The organism is Kitasatospora sp. NPDC058032 (assembly GCF_042885845.1).
Lineage (GTDB): Bacteria > Actinomycetota > Actinomycetes > Streptomycetales > Streptomycetaceae > Kitasatospora.
In genome coordinates, this window is sequence record NZ_JBHVRK010000025.1 from 43,370 (window position 1) to 63,778 (window position 20,409).

Below are 20,409 nucleotides of genomic sequence, written 5' to 3' on the forward strand. Positions count from 1 at the left end.
GGCACCGGCCCACCCCGCCCGGCGCAACCCCGGCCGGGTTCCCCGCCCCCTACCGCAGCACCGGTGTCGAACCCGTGCAGGCCCACTGCGTCGGGAGCTGCGGATCACCGCCACCGCCCGCGCGAGCCGAGAAGGCCCTCACCTCATGGATCTCGACGCATTACCGCACCGCACCCTCGCCATCGTGCGCGGTACCGACCGCGAAGCGGCGCTGCGCACCGTCCTCACCCTCGCACAGGAGGGCATCACGGCCGTCGAGGTCTCCCTGACCACGCACGACGCCGCGTGGGTGATCGAGCGGGCCCGGCACGAGCTCGGTGCCGACGCCGCACTCGGTGCCGGGACCGTCGTCACCGCCGAGGACGCGGCCCGCGCCGCCGCCGCGGGCGCCGGCTTCCTCGTCACCCCCGGGCTCGGTGGCGCCCTGCGCCCCGGCGACCTCGGTGAACTCCCGCTGCTGATCGGCGCCCTGACCCCGTCCGAGGTGATCACCGCCCGGCAGCACGGCGCCCTCGCGGTCAAGCTCTTCCCCGCCTCGCTCGGCGGCCCGGGCTATCTGAAGGCGCTGCGCGCCCCGTTCCCGACGGTGCCCTTCGTCCCCGTCGGCGGCATCGACGCCGACCTCGCCCTCGCCTTCCTCGCCGCCGGCGCGGTCGCGGTCGGCGTCGGCTCACCGCTGATCGGCGACGCGGCACACGGCGGCGACCTCACCGCGCTGCGGGCCCGCGCCGCCCGCTGGCGCAAGCGCCTGGCCGGGACGGCGGAGGCCGCATGACCGCCACGCTTCCCGAGGTCGTCACCCTCGGCGAGACCATGGCCGCCCTGCGCGCCACCGGCCCGATCCGCCTCGGCGCCCCGATGCGGCTCTCCGTGGCCGGCGCCGAGTCCAATGTGGCGATCGGCCTGACCCGGCTCGGGCACCGCGTGGGCTGGGTCGGCCGCGTCGGCGACGACGAGTTCGGAGCCCTGGTGCTGCGGACCCTGCGCGCCGAGAACATCGACATCAGCCATGCGCGCACCGACCCGGACGGCCGGCCCACGGGACTGATGGCGCGGGAGGAACGCGTCGGAGACCTCGTCCAGGTCTCCTACCACCGCCGTGACTCGGCCGGGTCCGCACTCCGGGCCGAGGACGTCCTGCCCGCTCTCACCCCCGGCCTGCGACTGCTGCACCTCACCGGCATCACCCCGGCGCTGAGCGCCACCGCCGCCGACACCGTCGCCGCCGTCGCCCAGCACGCCCGCGCACTCGGCGTGACGATCTGCCTCGACGTCAACTACCGGGCTCGGCTCTGGGACGCCGACCGGGCCCGCTCGGTCCTCCTGCCGCTCTCCCGGTCCGCCGACGTACTCGTCGCCTCGGCCGACGAACTGCACCTGGTCTGCGACGACCCCTCGCTCCCCGAGGAGGAGGCCGTTGCCGCGCTGCTCGCCCAGGGCCGCCGCGACGTCGTGATCACCAGGGGCGGCGACGGCGCGACCGTCACCACGGCAGCCGGCCGGGTCAGCGTGCCCGCCCGCCGGGTGCCCGTGGTGGACGTCGTCGGAGCCGGTGACGCGTTCGTCGCCGGCTACCTCTCCGGCCGGCTCGACGGCCTCGACGCCGAGGCCCGCCTCTCCCGGGCAGCCACCACCGGGGCGTTCGCGGTCGCAACGCGCGGCGACTGGGAGGGCCTGCCCTCGCGCGCCGACCTCGCACTGCTCGACCTCCCCGCCGGCACGACCCTGAGGTAGCGCGACCCCGGGCTCACCCGGGCCGGACCGCTTCAGCCGCCACCCCCGCCGCCGGGCGAACCCCCGGTGACGGCCTGCATCTCCCGCCCGGTGATCTCCTGCGGCGGGCACCAGTACGGCGGGTGCCTTCGCGGTGTTGCCGCACGAACCGATGGCTCGCGCACCCATGCGAGGTGGTCCTCGTCCTCCATCGGCGGTCGGGTGCGCTGCCCGCCGGGGTGCAGGGTCCTGAACGCCGGGTGCCGTGGAATCCGCTCCTGCCGCTGGTGTGCCTCCCGGAACACGACCCTGCCGGCCGGTCGCCGGCGGGACATCGCGTGAACCTACCAGGTGCGGGAACGGACCGGGCCGGTCCGAGCCGCCCCTCACCCGAGGGCGCCGTCGGTGGCGGTGGTGGTCAGGGCGGGGGCGAAGCGGAGGTCGCCCTGGATCAGGGCCGACCCGCCGATTCCACAGGGTGGCGCGGGCCCCCGCGGGGCGCCACGGGAAGCGCGTCGGCGGTCGATGTTCCGGCGGTGCACCGCGACCTGCCGGTCCGCGCACCGATCGGCGGCCGAAGGGGGCGGATCGGGGGCGCCCTGCCGTCGTTCCTGTCCGGTCCGGCGGGCCGCCCCGGTTGCCGTCGCTGTGCCGCCCTGGGCCGAAGGCCCTTGCGCCGTAGGCGCTTTCATGCGTCTCCGGACGTGTCCGACGGGCGGGCGCCGCCCGTGGCGGTGACGTGTCCGGACCGGTTCGCGCTGCGGAAGCGACGATTGTTGAACGTTTGTCGACCTGTTTCGGTCCTTGTATGAATGGCGCCGGGACGACCTTGATCACGGTGTTCGGTGAGCGGCCGTCCCCCGACCCCGCACCCCACGAACCGATCGGAGCCCCCTGTGATCCCGTCGGGACCCTCTCCCGTCCCCGAGAACGAGCACCTGCGGCTCGCTCGGGACGCCGAAGGCTGTATCGACATCCTCTCCGCGCCTCCCGGCGTCGACCCCGAGGACTGCCTCTACGTCGTCCTGCACGTCGACGGTCCGGCCCTCGTCCGGCGCCACGGCAGCAGCACCGTGCTGGCTCCCGGGGACCTGTTGATCGGCACCTCCCCGCACCCGGCGGGCCTGCGGTGGGACGCCGGGTGCCGGATGGTCCGGTACCGCGTCCCGTGCTTCTACCTGGGCGTGTGCCGCGACGACGTCCGGCGGGCGGGCGGGCGGGCGGGCTGGTGGCGCGGGGGAGCGAGGGGGTCGGGTCGCTCGCCTCGCAGCTCCTGAAGAGCCTCGCCACCCGGGCGCCGGCGCACCGGGCCCGGCCGGGCGACTGCCTCGCGCGCAGCACCTCCGACATCCTCGCGGTCCTGGTCACCGAGCTGCTGGAGCGGGAAGCCCCGGAGGATCCGAGCGGCTCGGCGCACCTGCTGGCGCGGATCCGCGCTCACATCGAGGAGAACCTCGCCGATCCCGGCCTGGCGCCGGAGTCGATCGCCCGGTCGCAGCACATCTCGGTGCGCTACCTGCACAAGCTGTTCCAGCAGGACGGCACGACCGTGGGCCAGTGGGTACGGCAGCGCCGGCTGGACGCCTGCCGCCGGGAACTGGAGCGGCCGTCCCGCCGGCCGACCAGCGTGGCCGCCGTCGCGCACCGGTGGGGGTTCGTCAGCCACTCCCACTTCAGCCGGGCCTTCCGCGACGCCTACGGGATCTCGCCCCGGGAGTGGCAGGCCTACGCCGCACCGGCCGACGGCCGTCGGCCCTGCTGACCCCGCGCGCGTGACCCGCGCGCGTGACCCGCGCGCGTGACCCGCGCGCGTGACCCGCGCGTGTGCTCCCCGTGCACCGGGGCTTGCCCCATCGTGCACGATCGCGCCGCGGGACGGGCGGCCCGGTCCGCCGAGCAGGAGGAACCCGGACCCCGGGGTGCGCTGCGGACCGGCGTCGGATGACGGGCCGTTCGCCCCGGCATAGAATCCGTGCACGATCAGGCCACTGGGGCCGACTCCCGGCAGTAGCGTCGGGCCGCGTGCTCGGGGCGTCCGAGGGTGACCTTCCGTTCGGTGTGGACCGGGTGGACATCCGGGGCACGTGCCGCGTGCAGCGCCTTTCCGATCACGCCAGGAGAGAAGAGTTGTCCGACCCGACGCCCCACCGGGCCCGAAGACTGGTGCTCGACCGGGAGCTCCAGGAGTTTCTGGACGCCCGCGCCGGAGCGGCGGCGACGGAGCTGCCGGACCTCTCCTTCCTCGCCCTCGACAGCCTCGCGAGCGTCGAGCCGGACGCCGACCGGGAACCGGACGATCCGTACGGCACCGAGACGGAGTGGCTCGTCCTGCCCTGCGGACCGACCGGTCGGGTGCGCGTCCAGGTGACCAGGCCCACCGGCACCTCCGAGCCGGCCCCGGTGGTACTCCTCCTGCCGGGCCTGGGCTGGTCGCTCGGCGACGCCGCCTGCTACGCCCGGATGGTGCGGGACTTCGCCCTCGGGGCGGACGCCGCCGTCGTGTACGTGGACTACGACCGGGCGCCCGCGGCGCGCTATCCGGTGGCCGTCGAGCAGTGCTACGCGGTGGCCCGCTGGATCCACGAGCACGGCCGCGCGATCGGGCTGGCGGGGGACCGGATCGCCGCCGTCGGCGACTCCGCGGGCGCCAACCTGGTGGCGGCCGTGACGCTGCTCGCGCGCCGCCGCGGCGACGTGCGGCTGCTGCACCAGGTGCTGCTCTGCCCGGTGACGGACGCGGACTTCGACACCGCCTCCTACCACCGGTTCGCGACGGGGTACTTCCTGCACCGCGCGCACATGCGCCGCTTCTGGGACGACTACCTGCCCGACGCGTCCCGCCGGACCGAGGCCACCGCGGCGCCCCTGCGGGCCACCCTGGAACAGCTGGCGGGGCTTCCTCCGGCCCTCGTGGTCACCGCGGAGGCCGACGTGCTGCGGGACGAGGGCGAGGCCTACGCCGCCAGGCTCCGCGCGGCCGGCGTCCCGGTGGTATCGACCCGCTACCAGGGGGTGATGCACGGCTTCCTGCTGGTCGGCGCGCTCCATCCCACCGGGACCAGCCGGGCCGCGCTGATCCAGGCCATGGACACCGTCCACATGGCCCTGCACCGCCGGCCCTGGTGAGGTCGCGCCGTCGGAGCCGTTCCGATGACCCGGCCGAGGCCGTCGTGGTTGACGCGGTCACCAGGGGCGAGACGCTTGCGCCGTGCTTCAGGCCGCGCTTGGAAGGGGCTGGTGGGCGGAGGGCGGCGGGCTGCTGCGCGTTTCGTGCTTTCCGGCCGGTCGCCGGAAAGCACGGCAGCGGAACCATCCGGAGCGCCGGAAGTCGTTGCCGTCGAAATCCGTGTGGCCCACGGCACGCTCCGTGCGCCCCGCGGTGCGCGGCGTCGCTCGTGGCCGGGCCCGCGGGGGAGATTTCCGGCGGGATGTCCCGTCCTGCCGGGAGGGCCCGGTGGCGTGGGGCGCGCGATCGGCACCTCAAGTGAGCTGGGACGTTGGAGGGTTGGCGGGATCGGCAGCGGGGCGTGGCGGCCCCGGAGTCGGCTCCTCCGAAACCCGGGATGAAATGTTCACCCGTTGTGGGCCCCGGCCTGCTACAGTCGGTATCAGTTGCAGTAGTGGTTCCCATGAACTTTGTGTGCGCCTGCTGATGTTTCGCAGGCGCATTTTTGTTTCCCGGCTCTTTCCCCGGGTGGGTGCTCATCGCGGCGACTCGAAGTCCGCGCCCTGCGGGTTTCGGACAGCCCATGAAGGAGATTTTAAATGGCTAATGGCACCGTGAAGTGGTTCAACTCGGAGAAGGGCTTCGGCTTCATCGAGCAGGAGGGTGGCGGCCCGGACGTCTTCGCCCACTACTCGAACATCAACGCCAACGGCTTCCGTGAGCTGCTCGAGGGCCAGAAGGTCGAGTTCGACGTCACGCAGGGCCAGAAGGGCCCGCAGGCCGAGAACATCCGCCCGCTGTAGTTCCTGCTGCTCCGGCACCCGCCCGGCAGCGAGGGGCCCGCACCGAGACATGTTGCCCGGTGCGGGCCCTCGGCGTTTTCGGGCGCCGTCGAAGCGCCCCCGGTCGGGCCGCCGGCCCCGACCGCCGGTGGCCGTCACCGGATGGGCGGGACGCGCGCCGCCGCGTTCGGGCCGACGTCCGACCGCCCGCGGTGAGGGTTCGCGGTCCAAGGCCCTCCACGCCCGCCCTCCGCGGCAGGCTCCGCCCACGGGCGAGGCGTCCCACGGGTCCGCCGTCCACGTTCCGCCCGCCGCGTCTCCGGCCCGTTCCCTTGCGGTCTCCTCCGGCCCCGTGCCGCAGAGCCTTCCTCGTGACGCGCCGCCCGAAGGAAGGTCTTCCCGCATGAACCGCTCCAGTCGTTCCTCGTACCGGAGAACCGAACCCCGCTCCGGGGACGGTTCGGCCCCGCACGCGTCGGGCCCGGCCGACGGCCGACGGTCCCGCGGCCGGGGCCAGGGCCGGGGTCCTTCCCGGGCCCCCTCCGTCCCGGACGAGTTCGCGATGCCGGTGAGTACGACCCCCGCGCTGCCGCCCGTCGAGGCCTTCGACGAACTGGACCTGCCGAAGGCACTCCTGTCGCTGCTGGCCCGCAAGGGCGTCACCGCTCCGTTCCCGATCCAGGCCGCGACGCTGCCCAACTCGCTGGCCGGCCGCGACGTGCTGGGCCGGGGCCGGACCGGCTCCGGCAAGACCCTCGCGTTCGGCCTCGCCGTGCTGGCCCGCACCGCCGGCCGGCGTGCCGAGCCGGGTCGCCCGCTGGCCCTGGTGCTGGTTCCCACCCGCGAACTCGCCCAGCAGGTCACCGAAGCCCTCACCCCCTACGCCCATGCGGTGCGCCTGCGGACGGCCACCGTGGTGGGCGGGACGTCGATCAGCCGCCAGGCGTGGATGCTGAACCGCGGCGCCGAGGTCGTGGTGGCCACCCCGGGCCGGCTCAAGGATCTGATCCAGCGCGGTGACTGCCGGCTGGACCGGGTCGGCGTCACCGTCCTGGACGAGGCCGACCAGATGGCCGACATGGGCTTCCTTCCGCAGGTCACCGAGATCCTCGACCAGGTCGCCGACGGCGGACAGACGATGCTGTTCTCCGCCACCCTGGACCGCAACGTCGACCGCCTGGTGCGGTGCTTCCTGAAGGACCCGGTCACGCACTCGGTGGACCCGTCCGCGGCGGCGGTCAGCACCATGGAGCACCACGTGCTGCAGGTGCACAACGCCGACAAGGGCGCCACGATCGCCCACATCGCCGCCCGCGACGGCCGGGTGATCATGTTCATCGACACCAAGGACGGAGCGGACCGCCTGGTCGACGCTCTCCTCGCGCAGGGGGTCAAGGCCGCCGCCCTGCACGGGGGCAAGTCCCAGCCGGAGCGCACCCACACCCTGGAGCAGTTCCGCACCGGCGGGGTGACCGCGCTGATCGCCACCAACGTCGCCGCGCGCGGTATCCACGTCGACGGCCTCGACCTGGTCGTCAACCTCGATCCGCCGACCGACCACAAGGACTACCTGCACCGCGGCGGACGCACCGCCCGCGCCGGCGCGTCGGGCACCGTCGTCACGCTGGTGCTGCCCAGCCAGCGCCGCGCGGCGGCCCGCCTGATGACCTCGGCCGGCATCGTCCCCGTCACCACCAGGGTCCTCGCCGGCGGTGAGGAACTCGCCCGCATCACCGGTGCCCGCGTCCCCACCGGCGTGCCCGTCGTGATCGCCGAACCCGCCTTCGAGCGCCCGCGCCGCAACGCCGCCGGCATCCGCCGGCCGGCGCGACCGTCCCGCCCGGGCGGGCGGCGACACCCGGACGACCTCCGGCCGTGACGAGCGCGGACACCGCGGCACCGGCGAGGCCCGCAAGCCCGTCCAGCAGCACGCGGTGGATCCGGCGCGCCCTGGACGGGGCGGGTCGCGCTCCTACCGGATGCTGTCCACTTCCCGCGCCGGCGCGACCGCCGGAGCCGCCTCGGCCGCTGCGGTGGGACGCATCCGGGACGCGACGACGAGCGTGAGGACGACGACCGCGGCCATGACGAGGAAGACGTCGGAGTGGGCCGCGCCGTGGTGGCCGGAGAAGAGCGGGTTGATGGCGTCGCTGCCGCTCTGCCGCCTCGCGGACACCAGCACACCGAACACGGCCGGGCCGGTACCGGCCCCGAGGAACTGGGCTCCCTGGAGGATCCCCAGGCCGACCCCGACCTGCTCGGGGGGCAGTTCGCTCGCCGCGGAGCCGATGACGGTGGTCATCACGAGCATGAAGCCGATGCTCAGCCCAAGGATCCCGACACCGGCGAAGACCACCGAGGAGCCGCCGGCGAAGGACGAGAGGAACAGCGAGAACAGCCCGATGACGCCGAGCCCGACGAGCACCAGGACCCGCGCGTCGACGCGGCCGGCGAGGCGTCCGATCCACGGCGAGAGGAGCGCGGTCACGACGCCGGCCGGGATCATGACCAACGCGCCCTCGCCCGGGGTGAGTTCGTCGACCTCCACGAGCAGCAGCGGGACGAACACCAGACCGCCGAGGTTGACGACCATCGCCAGGAACGCGACGAGGACGCCGGTCCGGTAGACGCGGTTGGTGAACAGCGACGGCGGAACGAACGGCTGGTCGACCCGAACGGTGCGCACCCCGAAGGCCACGAGCGCCGCGACGGCGACTAGCAGGCTGCCCCAGGACAGCGGGTCGGTGAAGCCGGAGACCTGCGCCCGGGTCATGCCGAACAGGACGAGACCGGCTCCGAGGCCGAGGAGGACGCCGCCCGGGAGGTCGAGCCGGCCCGAGCCCCGGGGAGCCTCGTCCGGGAGAACCCGCAGGGCCGGGATCAGCAGCAGCAGCGAGACCACGAGCATGCTCCAGAACAGCGCGGGCCAGCCGAGTGCCTCCCCGATGCCGCCGCCCAGCGCCGGCCCGGCGGCGGTGCCGACGCCCGCACCGGCCGAGACGACGCCGATCCCGACACCGCGCCGCTCCGGCGGCAGCAGCGTCGTGACGGCGATGATCGACAGCACCGGGATCGCGGCCGCGCCGATGCCCGTCACGATCCGCCCGGCCACGAGCACGGCCAGGTTCGGGGAGAGCGCGCAGATCAGGCTTCCGAGGGCGTAGGTGAGGAGCGCGAACGCGAAGAGCCGGCGCAGGCCCACCCGGTCCGAGATGCGGCCGTACAGGGGGATCCCGACGGAGAACATCAGCAGGAAGCCGGTGACGACCCAGGCGAGTTCCGCCTCGGAGGCGCCGAACTCGGACCCGATCGTCGGAAGCATCAGGTTGACCATGTCGCTGGCGGTGACCGTGGCGAGGATCGCCGGCATCAGGACGGCGAGTAAGCCCGTCCCCGAGCCGGTCCGTTCGGTCGGTGTCGACGTGGAAGTCATGCGAGGCCGCCCTCCGGGTGACTTTCTGCCACCGTGATGGTTGCAGTTAGGGTAAAAGGACGGCGGAGGCAGTGCCTCCGCCATCGGTCAGCTGGTGGCGCGTTGCGCCGGCTCGCGCTCACTGGCCAGTACTTGCCGGACGAGGTGGGCGATCGTCGTCCGCCCGAGCCGTTCCTTCATGGCCCGCTCCGCGTCCTGGAATTCCGCCTCGAGCAGCTTCTGCATGTTCCGCCCCACCTCGCACTCGGCGCTCGGCGGATGCGGGTGCCGTGACAGGATCGGCCCCGTCTCCACCGCCGCGTACGCGTCGTAGAGCGTGATCTCGCGGGCGGGCCGGGCAAGCGACCAGCCGCCGTTGCGCCCCTCGGTCGACGAGACCAGGCCGGCGTCCCGCAGGCTGCCGAGGAGCCGCCGCACCAGAACCGGATTGCTGGCCAGGCTCTCCGCGATCTCCGCGGAGGTCAGTGAGTGGTCCCAGCGCCCCAGCATGGTGAGCGCGTGGATCGCCACGGCGCTCCTGCTGCTGATGCTCATGGTGATGACCCCTTTGCGACGGTCGCCTCGCCCATCCAACTGCAACCACGCTAGTAGCGGATTGATTCGGGTGTCAATCCGCCGCGGGCGTGGGGTGGGCGGCGTCCCGTCGGGTGGTGGCGGTCAGTCGCTCCAGGGTGACGGCAGGGTCGGAACGGAGGCCAGGAGTGTCCGGCTGTACGGATGCCGGGGGTTGCGGAGGAAGGTCTCGGTGGGGGCCGTCTCGATGATCCGGCCGTGCCGCATCACGGCCACCACGTCGGCGACGTAGCAGACCGCGGGCCGGATCTTCGTCCCTGCCCGGCTCGCGCCCGGTCGCGGGGTCCTCCACGTCGGTGTGGAGAAGGAAGCGCCCTCACGCCGCACTCCCGCAGGGGTTTTGACGGCTGATCCCCAAGCGATCTCCGAAGCCCCTGGGTCAGACCGCCCGGCGGTGCACCCACCACAGGGCCGCCGCGGTCAGGAGGAGGGCCAGCAGGAACATCCAGCCGGCTTCGATGTACTGGAACGGCCAGTAGCGGTCAGCCGGTTGATAGACCTCGTGCGCGGTGAACGCGCCGTCGCGCAACAGCGCCCGACCCTGGGTGTAGGTGTCGACCTTGCGATAGAACTCGTCCGAGGTGTACCGGTTGCCCGCCACGTCCGAGAACCAGACGGAGGAGACCCAACTCTGGTCCGTAGTGACCTGGTTGAGAGTCTGGACGGTGCGTTCCATCGGCGGCAGGTAGTCGAACCGCACCGCCTCCGCCACGAACGGCACCGCCACCGACACCGCCAGGGCGATGCCGATCGCGACGACGGTGCGGCGCAGCACCGCGCCCGCGAGGACGGCCACGGCGAAGGTGAGCAGCGAGCGGGCCACCATGACCGGCGCCCCCTGGACGAAGAGGTCGCGGCCGAAGCGGCTGCTCTCCTTGGCGAGCGGCGCGTTCCACCAGGTCAGCACCAGTGCGAGCAGCAGCGACCCCGCCGCCAGCGCGGCGCCCGCGACGGCCGTCACGCCAGCCGTCCAGCGGAAGCGGCCGGCGCCCTGCGTCCAGGCGAAGCGGAAGGTGCCGTGCTCGAACTCCCGGGCCAGCAGTGGGCCCCCGAGGAAGGCGCCGAACGCGCCGCCGAGTACGTAGAGCACGCTGTCGCCGACCTGGAGCGCGGCGCCGTACTTCCGGAGGAAGTCCTTCCACATGGCGACGCACTCGTCGGACGCGGGGTCGCAGGTGTCTGCCCCGGTGGCCGCCAGGCCGTCGTGCACGTACCAGCCGTGCGCCCACAGCAGGGCGCCGAGGGCGGAGAGGACGCCGAACAGGGTCAGCAGGGCGGTGCGATGCCGCAGGGCGGCGGCCTTGGTCACCCCGAGCGCGGAGACGCCCGGAGTCGCGGTCGGCGTGCTCACGCGCGCAGTGCTCCTTCAGCGGTAGGGACGGCCCCACGTGGGCCGGGGAGGGCGGAGGCGGTGGGCTCGCGCAGGTAGGCGAGCACCAACTCCTCCAGGCCGACGCGCTGTTGGCTCCATGATCCGGAGACCGGGGCGTCCGCGCCGCCGGTGCGCACCAGCAGGTGGGACTGCGCTCCGGCGCGGCGGTCGCGCACGACGGGCAGTCGGGCGGCCACCTCCTCGGCCTCGGCGGTCGGGCCGGTGAGCAGCCGGTGGCCGACGAGCAGGTCGTCGACCTCCCCCGCGACCTGCACCCGGCCGCCGCCGAGCACCACCAGGTAGTCACAGGCCTGTTCGAGCTCGCTGACGGCGTGCGAGGAGAACACCACCGAGAGGCCGTCCTCGGCGACGGCCGTGAGCAGCGCGGCCATGAAGTCGTGCCGGGCGAGCGGGTCGAGTGCGGCCAACGGCTCGTCCATCAGGAGGAGTTCGGGTCGCTTGGCCAAGGCCAGGGCCAGCGAGACCTGGGCCTGCTGGCCGCCGGAGAGGCGCCCGTACTTGCGCTCGATCGGGATGCCGAGGTCCGCCATGTGGGTGCGCGCCCGGGCGTCGTCCCAGCGGCGGTTGAGGTGGCGGCCCATCGCGAGCAGGTCGCCCACGCGAAGGCCCGGGTAGAGCGCGGCGTTCTGGGCGACGAAGGCGATCCGGTCCAACGCCTTCGGGGAACCGGGGAGTTGGCCACCGAGGACGTTCATCGCGCCCTCGGTGGGCAGGGAGAGCCCGGCCAGGAGGCCGAGCAGGGTGGTCTTGCCCGCGCCGTTGGGGCCGACCAGCGCCACCACGTGCCCGGCGGGGATCGCCAGGTTGCAGTCCTTCAGGGCCCAGGAGCGACGGTAGCGCTTGCCGATCCCGCCGCAGTCGATCACCGTGTCCCTCGCCATCACGCCACCACCCCGTCGCGGCCCTCGCGCAGGTCGCGCAGCGCGTCCTCGAACACCGCGACCATCCCCCCTCCGTCCAGCCCGGCGGCCTGCGCCGAGCGCATCCAGTCCAGCAGCGCCCGCCGCAGCGCGGCCCGTTCGCGCAGCGGCACCACCCCGGCGGGCAGCCCGCGCACGAAGGTGCCCTGGCCGCGCCGACCGGCGGCCAGGCCCCGGTGCTCCAGCTCTCGGTACGCCTTGAGCACGGTGTTGGGGTTGATCGCCAAGCCGGCGACCACCTCGCGCACCCGGGGCAGTCGGTCCCCCTCGGTCAACCAGCCCATCCGCAGCGCCTGTTCGACCTGCTGCACGAGTTGCAGGTAGGTCGGGACGCCGGAGGCCGGGTCCAGGCGGAACTCGATGGGAGAGGGCTGGTCAGCACCTTTATCTAGTTCCATAGGTAAAGAGATAAGCGGCTGGGTGACGAGTCGTCAAGTCAAGAGAGCGCAAAGGGCCTCGCCAGGCCCGCTACCGGACACGGTTGGTGACTTCGGGGCCTGTCGTGACGTCGGCTCCCAAGGCTTGGAGGAGATCTCATGCTCGGCCAGTGCCCCGGTAGACGCCGGCCATCGAGGGGTTGCGCCCCTTGCGCTTGGCGGTGTGGAGCGCTTCCAGTGTGGACTCGCGGATGTTCTCCCGCTCGGCACCCTGGCGGGAAGCGGCAGCTCAGCCGACGCGCGCAGTCCACTCCGGCGGCGTCCACAACCGGGCAGTGGCGCTGCCGACCTGGACCAGCGTTCCGGCATGCGGATCCTGACGCGCCGGGCGGAACCCGTCGATCGCGAACACCTGCTGTCCGCTGGTGATGTCGACGCCCCGCAGACCGGCCTCCTCGGCGATCAGCAGATGCGCTCCGTCGGTGAAGAAGCCGCAATCGCCGACCGGCCAGGGGAACGCCGCTCGGTGAGCGCCGCGGTGCCGGTCCTCGGGCGCGGTGCCGTCGTGCACCGTCGGGGTCGTGGCGGTCGGCGTGGTCGTCGGAGCCGTCATCCTGTCTTCCTCAGGCTGGTCCGCAGATCGGCCGGCAGATCCTTGCGTCGGCGTACCCCGAGCTTGCGGTAGACCCGGGTGAGGTGCTGTTCCACGGTGCTCGCCGTGACGTACAGGCGTCCGGCGATCTCGCGGTTGGTGTAGCCGAGCACGGCGAGCGAGGCGACCCGCCGCTCGGACTCGGTGAGCGCGTCGGCCCCGCCCGGCTCCCGCGCCTCGTCGGCGGCCGGGTCGCTCTCGCCGAGGTCCGCCGAGACCGACAGCAGCTCCTGGGCGAGCGGCTTCAGCGCGCACATGTTCGCCAGGTGCAGGGCCTGGCGCAGCAGCAGCCGGGCCCGGCGCTTGTTGCCGGCGCTGTGGTACACCCGGCTCAGGTCGGTGAGCACCCGCACCTGCTCGTAGCGGTCGCCGGAGGCCTCGGTGAGGTCGACGGCCTCGGTGAGCAGGGCCCCGCGCCGCCCGGCCGGCCCGGCCGCGGCGAGCAGCCGCAGCGCCGGGCCGCGGTTGTGCGGCAGGTCGGCGTCGGCCCGGCTGAGCTGTTCGTGGATCAGCCGCCAGGCGCGGTCCCGGTCGTCCAGTCGCAGCCAGGCGTCGGCGGCCCGGGTGCGCCAGGGCACCACCCCCGCGCCGTCCAGGCCCCAGGTGCGCAGCAGGTCGCCGCAGGACAGGAAGTCGGCGAGTGCCGCGTGGCCGTGCCGGGCCGTCAGGTAGTGCTCGCCGCGGGCGAACAGGTAGTGCAGCCCGTACAGGCTCTGGAACATCGCCTCGCCGACGGCGTGGGTGAGGTGCTTGGCCGCCGAGCGGTGCTCGCCCGTGCGGCTCTCGGCGACGATCAGCGTGCCCAGCGGCAGGCCCACCGCGATGCCCCAGGCAGTGGGGCTGAGGTGGGTCAGCGCGGCCCGGCCGTACTCGGCCGCCGTGGTCGGCTCGCCGAGCCGCAGGGCCACCTCGGCGTGCGCCGCCGAGTACAGGGCCGTCGCGGTCGGGGCCTCGCGGCGCGCGGCGGTGCCGAGCAGCCGTTGGCTCCAGACCGCCGCAGTGTCGGCGCGCCCGGCCTGGAGCAGCACCCGCAGCGCGAGCAGCGCGGCCTCCTCGGCCCACGCGGTGCTGCCGCGCAGGTGGGCGGCGTCGTGCAGCACCTGCTGGGCGTGGTCGACGGCCTCTGCGGCCCGTCCCCGGGTGAGCGCCCCGGCGAGCGCGGCGGCGGCCCGCAGCTGGGGGTCGACGTCCGGGGCGACCGCGTGCCGCAGGTCGGCGGGCAGCGCCGGGACGCGGCGGCCCCGGGCCAGGCCCGGGTGGGTGTGGGCGAGCCAGGTCTCGACGTCGCGCAGCGCGCCCGTCTCGGTGGGGGAGGCCGGTCCGGTCCGGGCGCGCAGCAGGTCCAGGACGGCCAGCGCCTCCGCGCCGCGGCCGTGCCACAGCAGGGACCGGACGAGGACGAGCGCCTCGGCGAGCCCGAGGTGCCCGGCCCGGACCGCGGCGGTGAGCGGCACCAGGTGCCGGGCCGCCGTCGAGGGGTTGAGCCGCCACTCGGCCTGCGCCAACCGGTGCCGGAGCACCGCCCTGTCGTTCTCCTCGGCGGCCTCCTTGTGGGCCAGATGCAGGCAGGCGACGGCGGTGCGGTGACGGTGGTCGAGCAGGGCGTGCTCGGCCGCCTCGGTCAACGCGGCGACCGCCCACGGCGCGGGCGCCCGCCCGGCCTCGACCAGGTGCCGGGCCACCTCGGCGGCGGGGCTGCCCGTCTCGTGGGCCAGCTGGGCGGCCCGCAGCCGCAGTTCGGTGCGCTCGTGCGGGGCGAGGTCCTCCAGGACGGCGGCGCGGGCGGCCGTGGTGCGCAGCCGTCCCTCGCCGTCCAGCAGTCCGGCGGCGGTGAGCGTGGCGCGGATCCGGGCGACCCCGCCGGCGCTCTCCCGCTCGCCCAGCAGTCGGGCCACGTCCTCGGCCGGGGCCTCCTCGCCGAGCACGGCCTGGGCCTGGACGACCCGCAGCACGCCGGGGCCGGCCCGGTGAAGGCAGCTCAGCAGGGCCGGGCCGTAGCGCGGTTCGGGCTCGTAGGCGCGGTCGAGGTGCTCCTCGACGAGGGCGTGCAGCAGCAGCGGGTTGCCGCCGGCCACGTCCACCAGGCCGGGGCCGCGGTGACGGGCCTCCTCCTCACCCAGGCCCTCGGTGACCAGGCGCAGCGCGCCGGCCCGGGACAGCGGGGCCAGCGCGAGGCGGTGCGCGTGCGGGTGGCGCAGCAGTTCGGCGTGCAGCCGGCGCCGCGCGGGCCACGGGGCGCTGCCGTCGGTGAGGAGCAGCAGCACCCGGCTCTGCGGCAGGTGACGGACGAGGTGGCGCAGGAAGTGCAGGGACGCCTCGTCGGCGTGGCCGATGTCCTCGACGCAGAGCAGCACCGGGGTGTCGGCGGCGGCTGCGAGCAGGGCGGTGGTCAGGTCGCGGCAGGCGCGCAGCAGCGCGGGCGACGGCGGGCCGGCCGGGTCGCCGGCCGCGGCGGTGCCGTGGAGGGCGGTGCCGCCGGCACTCTCGGCCGGGTCGGCGAGGACGGCCGGGTCGGCCAGCGCGGCGAGCCGCTCGGCGTGCCCGGCGGGCCAGCCGGGGGAGCGGGCGATCCGGTCGGCGATGCCGAAGGGCAGGTCCCGCTCCTGGACGGAACAGCCCGCGCCGACGACCAGGACCCCGCGCTCGGCGGCCCGGGCGGCGAACACCCGCAGCAGCTCGCTCTTGCCGCTGCCGAGGGGGCCGTCGACCAGTGCCACCCGGCCCGCGCGGCCGAGACACTCGGCGAGCAGGTGGTCGAGTCTGTCGATGTGCGCATCACGTTCCAGCAGGGAAGGCACCGGGTACCCCCGACCTCGTCTCTTGTAGGCGTCCGGCCGCCGGTCCCCGGCGGCTCCTCCCGGGGCGGTGGCGACGGCCGCCCGCTCCCGGTCGAACCCATCATGGGGACACCCCGCCCATCGCCCGGGAACCGGCCGCCCATGGGCGGCCCACTGGCCGATCGCCCGGAACGACCGGGCGCCGGCCGGTCCACCGGACCCGCACCGTTCCCGGGGTGACGACCGGGCGGGTCGGCCCGGCACCAATTCATCACACTCCGTGACCTGTTCGCTCGCGTGATCACCACGGCTTTGAATCGGCCGCGCCGGGCGGGGGCGGAGAATTGTCGCGGAGATTATCGGTGGGGGGTCGCCGGTGGTATCGCAGACCGGAATTGATGTGTGGTCGATGGAAGGGCCGGGTCGACCTGATGTACCATCGGGAACATTCAGGAATGGCGTCTTCCGGAAATCGCCGGGAATCGAGGGAGCAGGGGTGCGATTCAACGTTCTGGGGCCGCTTGAAGTGCTCTCCGGCGGCGCTGACGTGCCCATTCGCGGCCTGCAGCAGAGGGCCCTGCTCGGCGTCCTCCTGCTCCGCGCGAACAGCGTGGTGAGTATCAACGAGATAGTTGCCGCACTCTGGGGCGATGATCGTCCGTCCACGGCGCGGAAAATGGTGCAGAACTCGGTGGCCGGGCTGCGCCGTGCATTCCAGGCGGCCGGGGAGCCGGCGGACCGGAAGGCCGTGCTGAATACCACTGTGCCCGGATACGTGCTCAGAATCGAGCCGGAACAGCTCGATCTCACGGAATTTCATGAGCTTGTCACAATGGGCCGGGCCCGAATGGCGGCCGGGGACTGGACGCAGGCCTCGGAACTGCTGCGCCGCGCCCTCGGCCTGTGGCGCGGCCCGGTGCTGGCCGACGTGAGCGACGCCGGGCTCACCTGGCCCGGGCTGGCCGCCCTCCAGGGCACCCGGCTCGCCGTCCACGAGGACTGCATCCAAGCCGAGTTGGCGATGGGGCGGGACCGCGATCTGATCGGCGAACTGGAGGCCCTGGTGGAGGCCGAGCCGACCCGGGAACGCCTGGTCGCCCAGCTGATGGTCGTCCTCTACAACTGCGGGCGCCAGCCCGAGGCGCTGGACCGCTACCGGCGCACCCGGGACCTGCTCGCCGACCGCTTCGGCCTGGAGCCCGGCCGCGACCTGCGACGCCTCCAGCGCGCGATCCTCAGCCACGACCCGGCCCTGGCGCTGCGGCTCACCGCCGCCCCGGGCGGCGCGGCGCACTTCCCGTCCCCGGCCGGACCCCGGCCCGCGGCCGGCGCCCCGCAGCCGCCGCGCCCCCGGCCGGCACCGGCCGCGCCGTCGCCGTCGCCGTCGCCGACGCCCGCCCTGCCCACCGCGCCCGCCCCGCCCGCGCGCGCCGACGACCGCGACGCCGGCCGTGCCGGGACCACCGACGCCCCGGCCGCCGAGCACGCCTTCCGCGCGTCCTGGGAACGGGTCGAGCGGCGCCCGGCCAGCGTCGTCATGGTCCGCGCCCGGTGGACGGCCGACGGTGGCGCCCTCGCCCCCGAGCGCGTCGACCACGCCATCAAGGAACTGACCGCCGGCATCCGGCGCGCGATGGCGCCCTTCGGCGGACACGTGCGCCGCGCCTTCGGCTCGGTGTGGCTGGTCGTCTTCGGCATCCCCCGGGCGCACGAGGACGACGCCGAGCGGGCCCTGCGCGCCGCCCTCGCCCTGCGCCGCCACTTCGAGGCAGCCGGACCGGCCACCCCCGGGGCCACCGTGCCCGGACCGGTGCCCGGTCCCGCGGCCACCGCCACCCGGCCGGTCACCCACCTCGTGGTCGGCACCGGCGAGGTGGTGGTCACCTACGACGACAGCGCGCCCGATCCCGTGGAGGTCACCGGCCAGGTCCTGGACGCCTGCCACCACCTGCTGCTGCAGGTCCCCCGCGGGGAACTGTGGGCCGCCGACGCCACCGTCGAGGCAGGCGGCGCGGGCCTCGGCTTCGCCCCGGTCCCCGGCGTCCCCGGCGTCCACCGCCCCACGCCCTCCCGCCCCGACGGCCGCGGGCGGTCCGGGCACCCCGCCGAACCGCCGTTCCTGGAGCGCGCCCACGAGCTGAACCTGCTGCGCGGCGCCTACCAGGACACCATCCGCCGCCAACTGCCGCACCTGGTCACGGTGCTCGGCGAGCCAGGCATCGGCAAGACCCGGCTGATCGGGGAGTTCGCCGCCTCGTTGCGCGACGGTGCCGGACCGCCGGTGCCCCGGGTGATCCACGCGGACACCCCCGCCTTCGACGCCCACACCCCCTACGAGCCACTGGCCAGCGTGGTCCGCGCCTACACGGGCATCCGCGCCGGCGCACCGGCGGCCGTCGTCCTGCCCGCGCTGACCGGCGTCGTGCGCGGGCTCTTCCCGCACGCCGCCACCGGACCGATCGTCACCGCGCTCGCCGCCTGCCTCGGCCTGCCCGCCCCGGCCGCCTCCGCCCAGGGGCCGGACGGCGGCGCCGTCCCACGGGAGGAAGTCCTCGGCGCGCTGCGGCAGTTCCTGGAGGAGGCGGCCGCCGGCCGCCCACTGGTGGTCGTCCTGGACGACCTCCACCGCGCCGCCGACTTCGTCCGCTCCTTCGTCGAGGACCTCACCGCCCGGCTCGGCCCGGTCGCCCTGCTGCTGATCGCCGGCGCCCGCTCCGAACTGCTCCACACCAGACCCTCCTGGGGGTGCGCCAAGCGCCGCTCGGTCCTGCTGCACGTGGCGCCGCTGTCCACCGCGGCCACCGCCACCGTGATCGGCGCCGCCTCCGGCCGCCGCCACCCGATGCCCGGCGACGACCGCCGCACGGCCCTCGCCGACGGCAACCCGCTGTTCGCCCAGGCCTACGCGCGGGCGGCGGACGTCGGCGACGACCCGGCCGCCGGCCACCCGCCGGCCGTCCTCGCCGTCGCCGTCGCCCAGCTCGACGGCCTCGACCGCACCACCCGCTCGGTGCTGCGCGACGCCGCCGTCGTCGGCGGCACGCTGTGGCGCGGTGCGGTCGCCGCCGTCAGCCGGCGCGACCCCGAGGAGGTCGGCCGCAGCCTGGAGCTCCTGGAGTCGCGGGAACTGCTGCGCCGGGTGCGCCGCAGCAGCGTCCCCGGAGACGTCGAGTACGCCTTCCGGCACGCCGTCAGCCGCGATGTCGCGCTCGCCCAGCTGCCCGGCCGCGTCCTGGTCGAACGCCATCTGCGGGCGGCCGACTGGGCCGCCCTGCTGGACGTGCCCCGCCCCGGGCTGCTCGCCTTCCACTACGACCGCGCCATCGCGCTCGCCGAGGCGGACGGCACCCCGGTGGAGACGATGGAGCGCCGTGCCTGGGAGGCCCTGGTCGGGGCGTCCGCCCGGTCCGCCGCCGCGGGCGACGACGCGCTCGCGGTCAGCTGCCTCGACCACGCCCTGGACCGCTGCCCGCCCGGGGAGCCCGAGCGGGTCTGGCTGGTCACCCACCACCGCCGCATCCGCGACAGCCTCGGCACCCGCGCCCATCGTCGCCGCCCGGCCGTTACGGGCTGACCCCGGCGGGGACGGGCAGCGCCGGGGCGAGTCCCCGCACGCGTTCCAGCGAGCGGATCTTCTCCTCGACGTCGGTGACGTTGTTCGTCACCATCAGCTCGTCCGCGCCGGTGCGCTCCAGCAGGTCCGCCAGCGCCCGGCGGACCTCCTCGGCGTCACCGACCGCCTGGGTGCTGAGCAGTGCGTCGGCGGCGGCCCGCTCGGCCTCCGTCCACGGGTACGCCGCCGCCTCCTCGACGGTGGGCAGCGGCGCGAGCGGCGAGGCGCCGTTCAGCCGCAGCACCGGGAACAGCGCCGGCGCCGCCAGCCGGCGCGCCTGCTCCGAGGTCTCCCCGCACACCGTGTAGGCGGTGACGATCGTGTGCGGCCGTTCGGCCCGGGCCGAGGGCCGGAAGCTCTCCCGGTACGCCCGCAGCGCCTCCTCGGTGCCGCGGGAGTTGAAGAAGTGGTGGGCGAACGCGTACGGCAGCCCGCGCCGGCCCGCGTCCACGGCGCTGCGCACACTGGCGCCGAGCAGCCACGGCCGGGGCGGCCGCGGCGGCTCCGGCAGGGCCTCCAGCCGCTGGTAGACGTGCCCGTCCGGGAAGCCGCCGTCGACGAAGGCGAGCAGTTCCTCCAGCGCCGCCGGGAAGTCCTCGTCGGGCGCCCGGCGCAGCGCGTGGGAGAGCAGCGGGTCCGCGCCCGAGCGGCCGATGCCCAGGTCCACCCGGCCGGGGAACAGCGCGGCCAGCGTCCGGAAGGACTCCGCGACGGCGTACGGCGGGTGGTTGGGCAGGATCACCCCGCCCGCGCCGATCCGGATCCGGCTGGTCCGCTCGCCGAGCGCGGCCAGCAGGACGGCCGGGACGGAGCCGGCGATCCCGCGCGAGTTGTGGTGTTCGGCCACCCAGAACCGGGTGTAGCCCAGTTCGTCGGCGGCCGCCACCAGCCGGCGGGTGCCGAGCAGGGTGTCGGCGGGGCGGCCGGCGGAGTCGATGGACGATATGTCGAGGACGGACAGCGGGACGGTCGGGGAATTGCTGGTCATGCGGGGGTGCTCCTTACTCGGG

The 20,409-nt window shown here is 74.8% G+C and carries 17 protein-coding genes; 8 read left to right on the top strand and 9 right to left on the bottom strand.

The window, feature by feature from the left end; translation table 11 throughout:
* The first annotated feature begins 145 nt into the window (after window positions 1–145).
* The 7 genes from ACFVUH_RS30235 to ACFVUH_RS30265 all read left to right on the top strand — a co-directional run bounded on the left by ACFVUH_RS30235 (window position 146) and on the right by ACFVUH_RS30265 (window position 7,540).
* Window positions 146–775: a bifunctional 4-hydroxy-2-oxoglutarate aldolase/2-dehydro-3-deoxy-phosphogluconate aldolase gene (locus tag ACFVUH_RS30235; RefSeq protein WP_387916519.1), complete on the top strand. Its 630-nt coding sequence runs from the start codon at window positions 146–148 to the stop codon at window positions 773–775.
* On the top strand, window positions 772–1,734 hold the full coding sequence (locus ACFVUH_RS30240) for a sugar kinase (protein WP_387916520.1): 963 nt from the start codon (window positions 772–774) through the stop codon (window positions 1,732–1,734). The genes ACFVUH_RS30235 and ACFVUH_RS30240 overlap by 4 nt, the downstream gene beginning before the upstream one ends.
* Window positions 1,735–2,609: 875 nt before the next feature.
* Window positions 2,610–2,990 carry a hypothetical protein gene (locus tag ACFVUH_RS30245; RefSeq protein WP_387916522.1) on the top strand — a complete coding sequence of 127 codons (381 nt, stop codon included), beginning with the start codon at window positions 2,610–2,612 and terminating at the stop codon, window positions 2,988–2,990.
* Window positions 2,942–3,475 carry a helix-turn-helix domain-containing protein gene (locus ACFVUH_RS30250; protein WP_387916523.1) on the top strand — a complete coding sequence of 178 codons (534 nt, stop codon included), beginning with the start codon at window positions 2,942–2,944 and terminating at the stop codon, window positions 3,473–3,475. Before ACFVUH_RS30245 ends, ACFVUH_RS30250 begins: the two co-directional genes overlap by 49 nt.
* A gap of 365 nt (window positions 3,476–3,840) precedes the next feature.
* Window positions 3,841–4,839 (top strand): alpha/beta hydrolase, encoded by a 999-nt coding sequence (locus ACFVUH_RS30255; protein ID WP_387916525.1) that lies wholly within the window; start codon window positions 3,841–3,843, stop codon window positions 4,837–4,839.
* Between the two features lie 639 nt (window positions 4,840–5,478).
* Window positions 5,479–5,682 (top strand): cold-shock protein, encoded by a 204-nt coding sequence (locus ACFVUH_RS30260; protein WP_045694210.1) that lies wholly within the window; start codon window positions 5,479–5,481, stop codon window positions 5,680–5,682.
* Window positions 5,683–6,064: 382 nt separating this feature from the next.
* Window positions 6,065–7,540, top strand: coding sequence for a DEAD/DEAH box helicase (locus tag ACFVUH_RS30265; protein WP_387916526.1), 1,476 nt, complete (start codon window positions 6,065–6,067; stop codon window positions 7,538–7,540).
* 93 nt (window positions 7,541–7,633) lie between these two features.
* Here ACFVUH_RS30265 and ACFVUH_RS30270 read toward each other — a convergent pair whose 3' ends face one another.
* The 8 genes from ACFVUH_RS30270 to ACFVUH_RS30305 form a co-directional block, all read right to left on the bottom strand.
* Window positions 7,634–9,094 carry an MFS transporter gene (locus ACFVUH_RS30270; protein WP_387916527.1) on the bottom strand — a complete coding sequence of 487 codons (1,461 nt, stop codon included), beginning with the start codon at window positions 9,092–9,094 and terminating at the stop codon, window positions 7,634–7,636.
* Window positions 9,095–9,181: 87 nt separating this feature from the next.
* Window positions 9,182–9,628, bottom strand: a complete 447-nt coding sequence (locus tag ACFVUH_RS30275) for an Rrf2 family transcriptional regulator (RefSeq protein WP_387916528.1) — start codon at window positions 9,626–9,628, stop codon at window positions 9,182–9,184.
* 123 nt (window positions 9,629–9,751) lie between these two features.
* Window positions 9,752–9,874 carry a hypothetical protein gene (locus ACFVUH_RS30280; protein WP_387916582.1) on the bottom strand — a complete coding sequence of 41 codons (123 nt, stop codon included), beginning with the start codon at window positions 9,872–9,874 and terminating at the stop codon, window positions 9,752–9,754.
* A 172-nt stretch (window positions 9,875–10,046) separates the two neighbouring features.
* The gene (locus ACFVUH_RS30285; protein ID WP_387916529.1) at window positions 10,047–11,018 is read right to left on the bottom strand and encodes a hypothetical protein; all 972 of its coding nucleotides are present in this window, start codon (window positions 11,016–11,018) and stop codon (window positions 10,047–10,049) included.
* On the bottom strand, window positions 11,015–11,941 hold the full coding sequence (locus tag ACFVUH_RS30290) for an ABC transporter ATP-binding protein (protein WP_387916531.1): 927 nt from the start codon (window positions 11,939–11,941) through the stop codon (window positions 11,015–11,017). Before ACFVUH_RS30290 ends, ACFVUH_RS30285 begins: the two co-directional genes overlap by 4 nt.
* Window positions 11,941–12,378, bottom strand: a complete 438-nt coding sequence (locus ACFVUH_RS30295; protein WP_387916533.1) for a GntR family transcriptional regulator — start codon at window positions 12,376–12,378, stop codon at window positions 11,941–11,943. The genes ACFVUH_RS30290 and ACFVUH_RS30295 overlap by 1 nt, the downstream gene beginning before the upstream one ends.
* A 268-nt stretch (window positions 12,379–12,646) precedes the next feature.
* On the bottom strand, window positions 12,647–12,970 hold the full coding sequence (locus ACFVUH_RS30300; RefSeq protein ID WP_387916535.1) for a hypothetical protein: 324 nt from the start codon (window positions 12,968–12,970) through the stop codon (window positions 12,647–12,649).
* Window positions 12,967–15,807: an AAA family ATPase gene (locus ACFVUH_RS30305; protein ID WP_387916537.1), complete on the bottom strand. Its 2,841-nt coding sequence runs from the start codon at window positions 15,805–15,807 to the stop codon at window positions 12,967–12,969. The genes ACFVUH_RS30300 and ACFVUH_RS30305 overlap by 4 nt, the downstream gene beginning before the upstream one ends.
* A 655-nt stretch (window positions 15,808–16,462) precedes the next feature.
* On the opposite strand from ACFVUH_RS30305, the gene ACFVUH_RS30310 reads away from it, so the two are divergent.
* Window positions 16,463–19,360, top strand: a complete 2,898-nt coding sequence (locus tag ACFVUH_RS30310) for a BTAD domain-containing putative transcriptional regulator (protein ID WP_387916583.1) — start codon at window positions 16,463–16,465, stop codon at window positions 19,358–19,360.
* Here ACFVUH_RS30310 and ACFVUH_RS30315 read toward each other — a convergent pair.
* A complete protein-coding gene (locus ACFVUH_RS30315) occupies window positions 19,350–20,387 on the bottom strand; it encodes an LLM class flavin-dependent oxidoreductase (protein WP_387916539.1) in 1,038 nt (345 codons plus the stop codon). The genes ACFVUH_RS30310 and ACFVUH_RS30315 overlap by 11 nt on opposite strands.
* Window positions 20,388–20,409 lie beyond the last annotated feature (22 nt).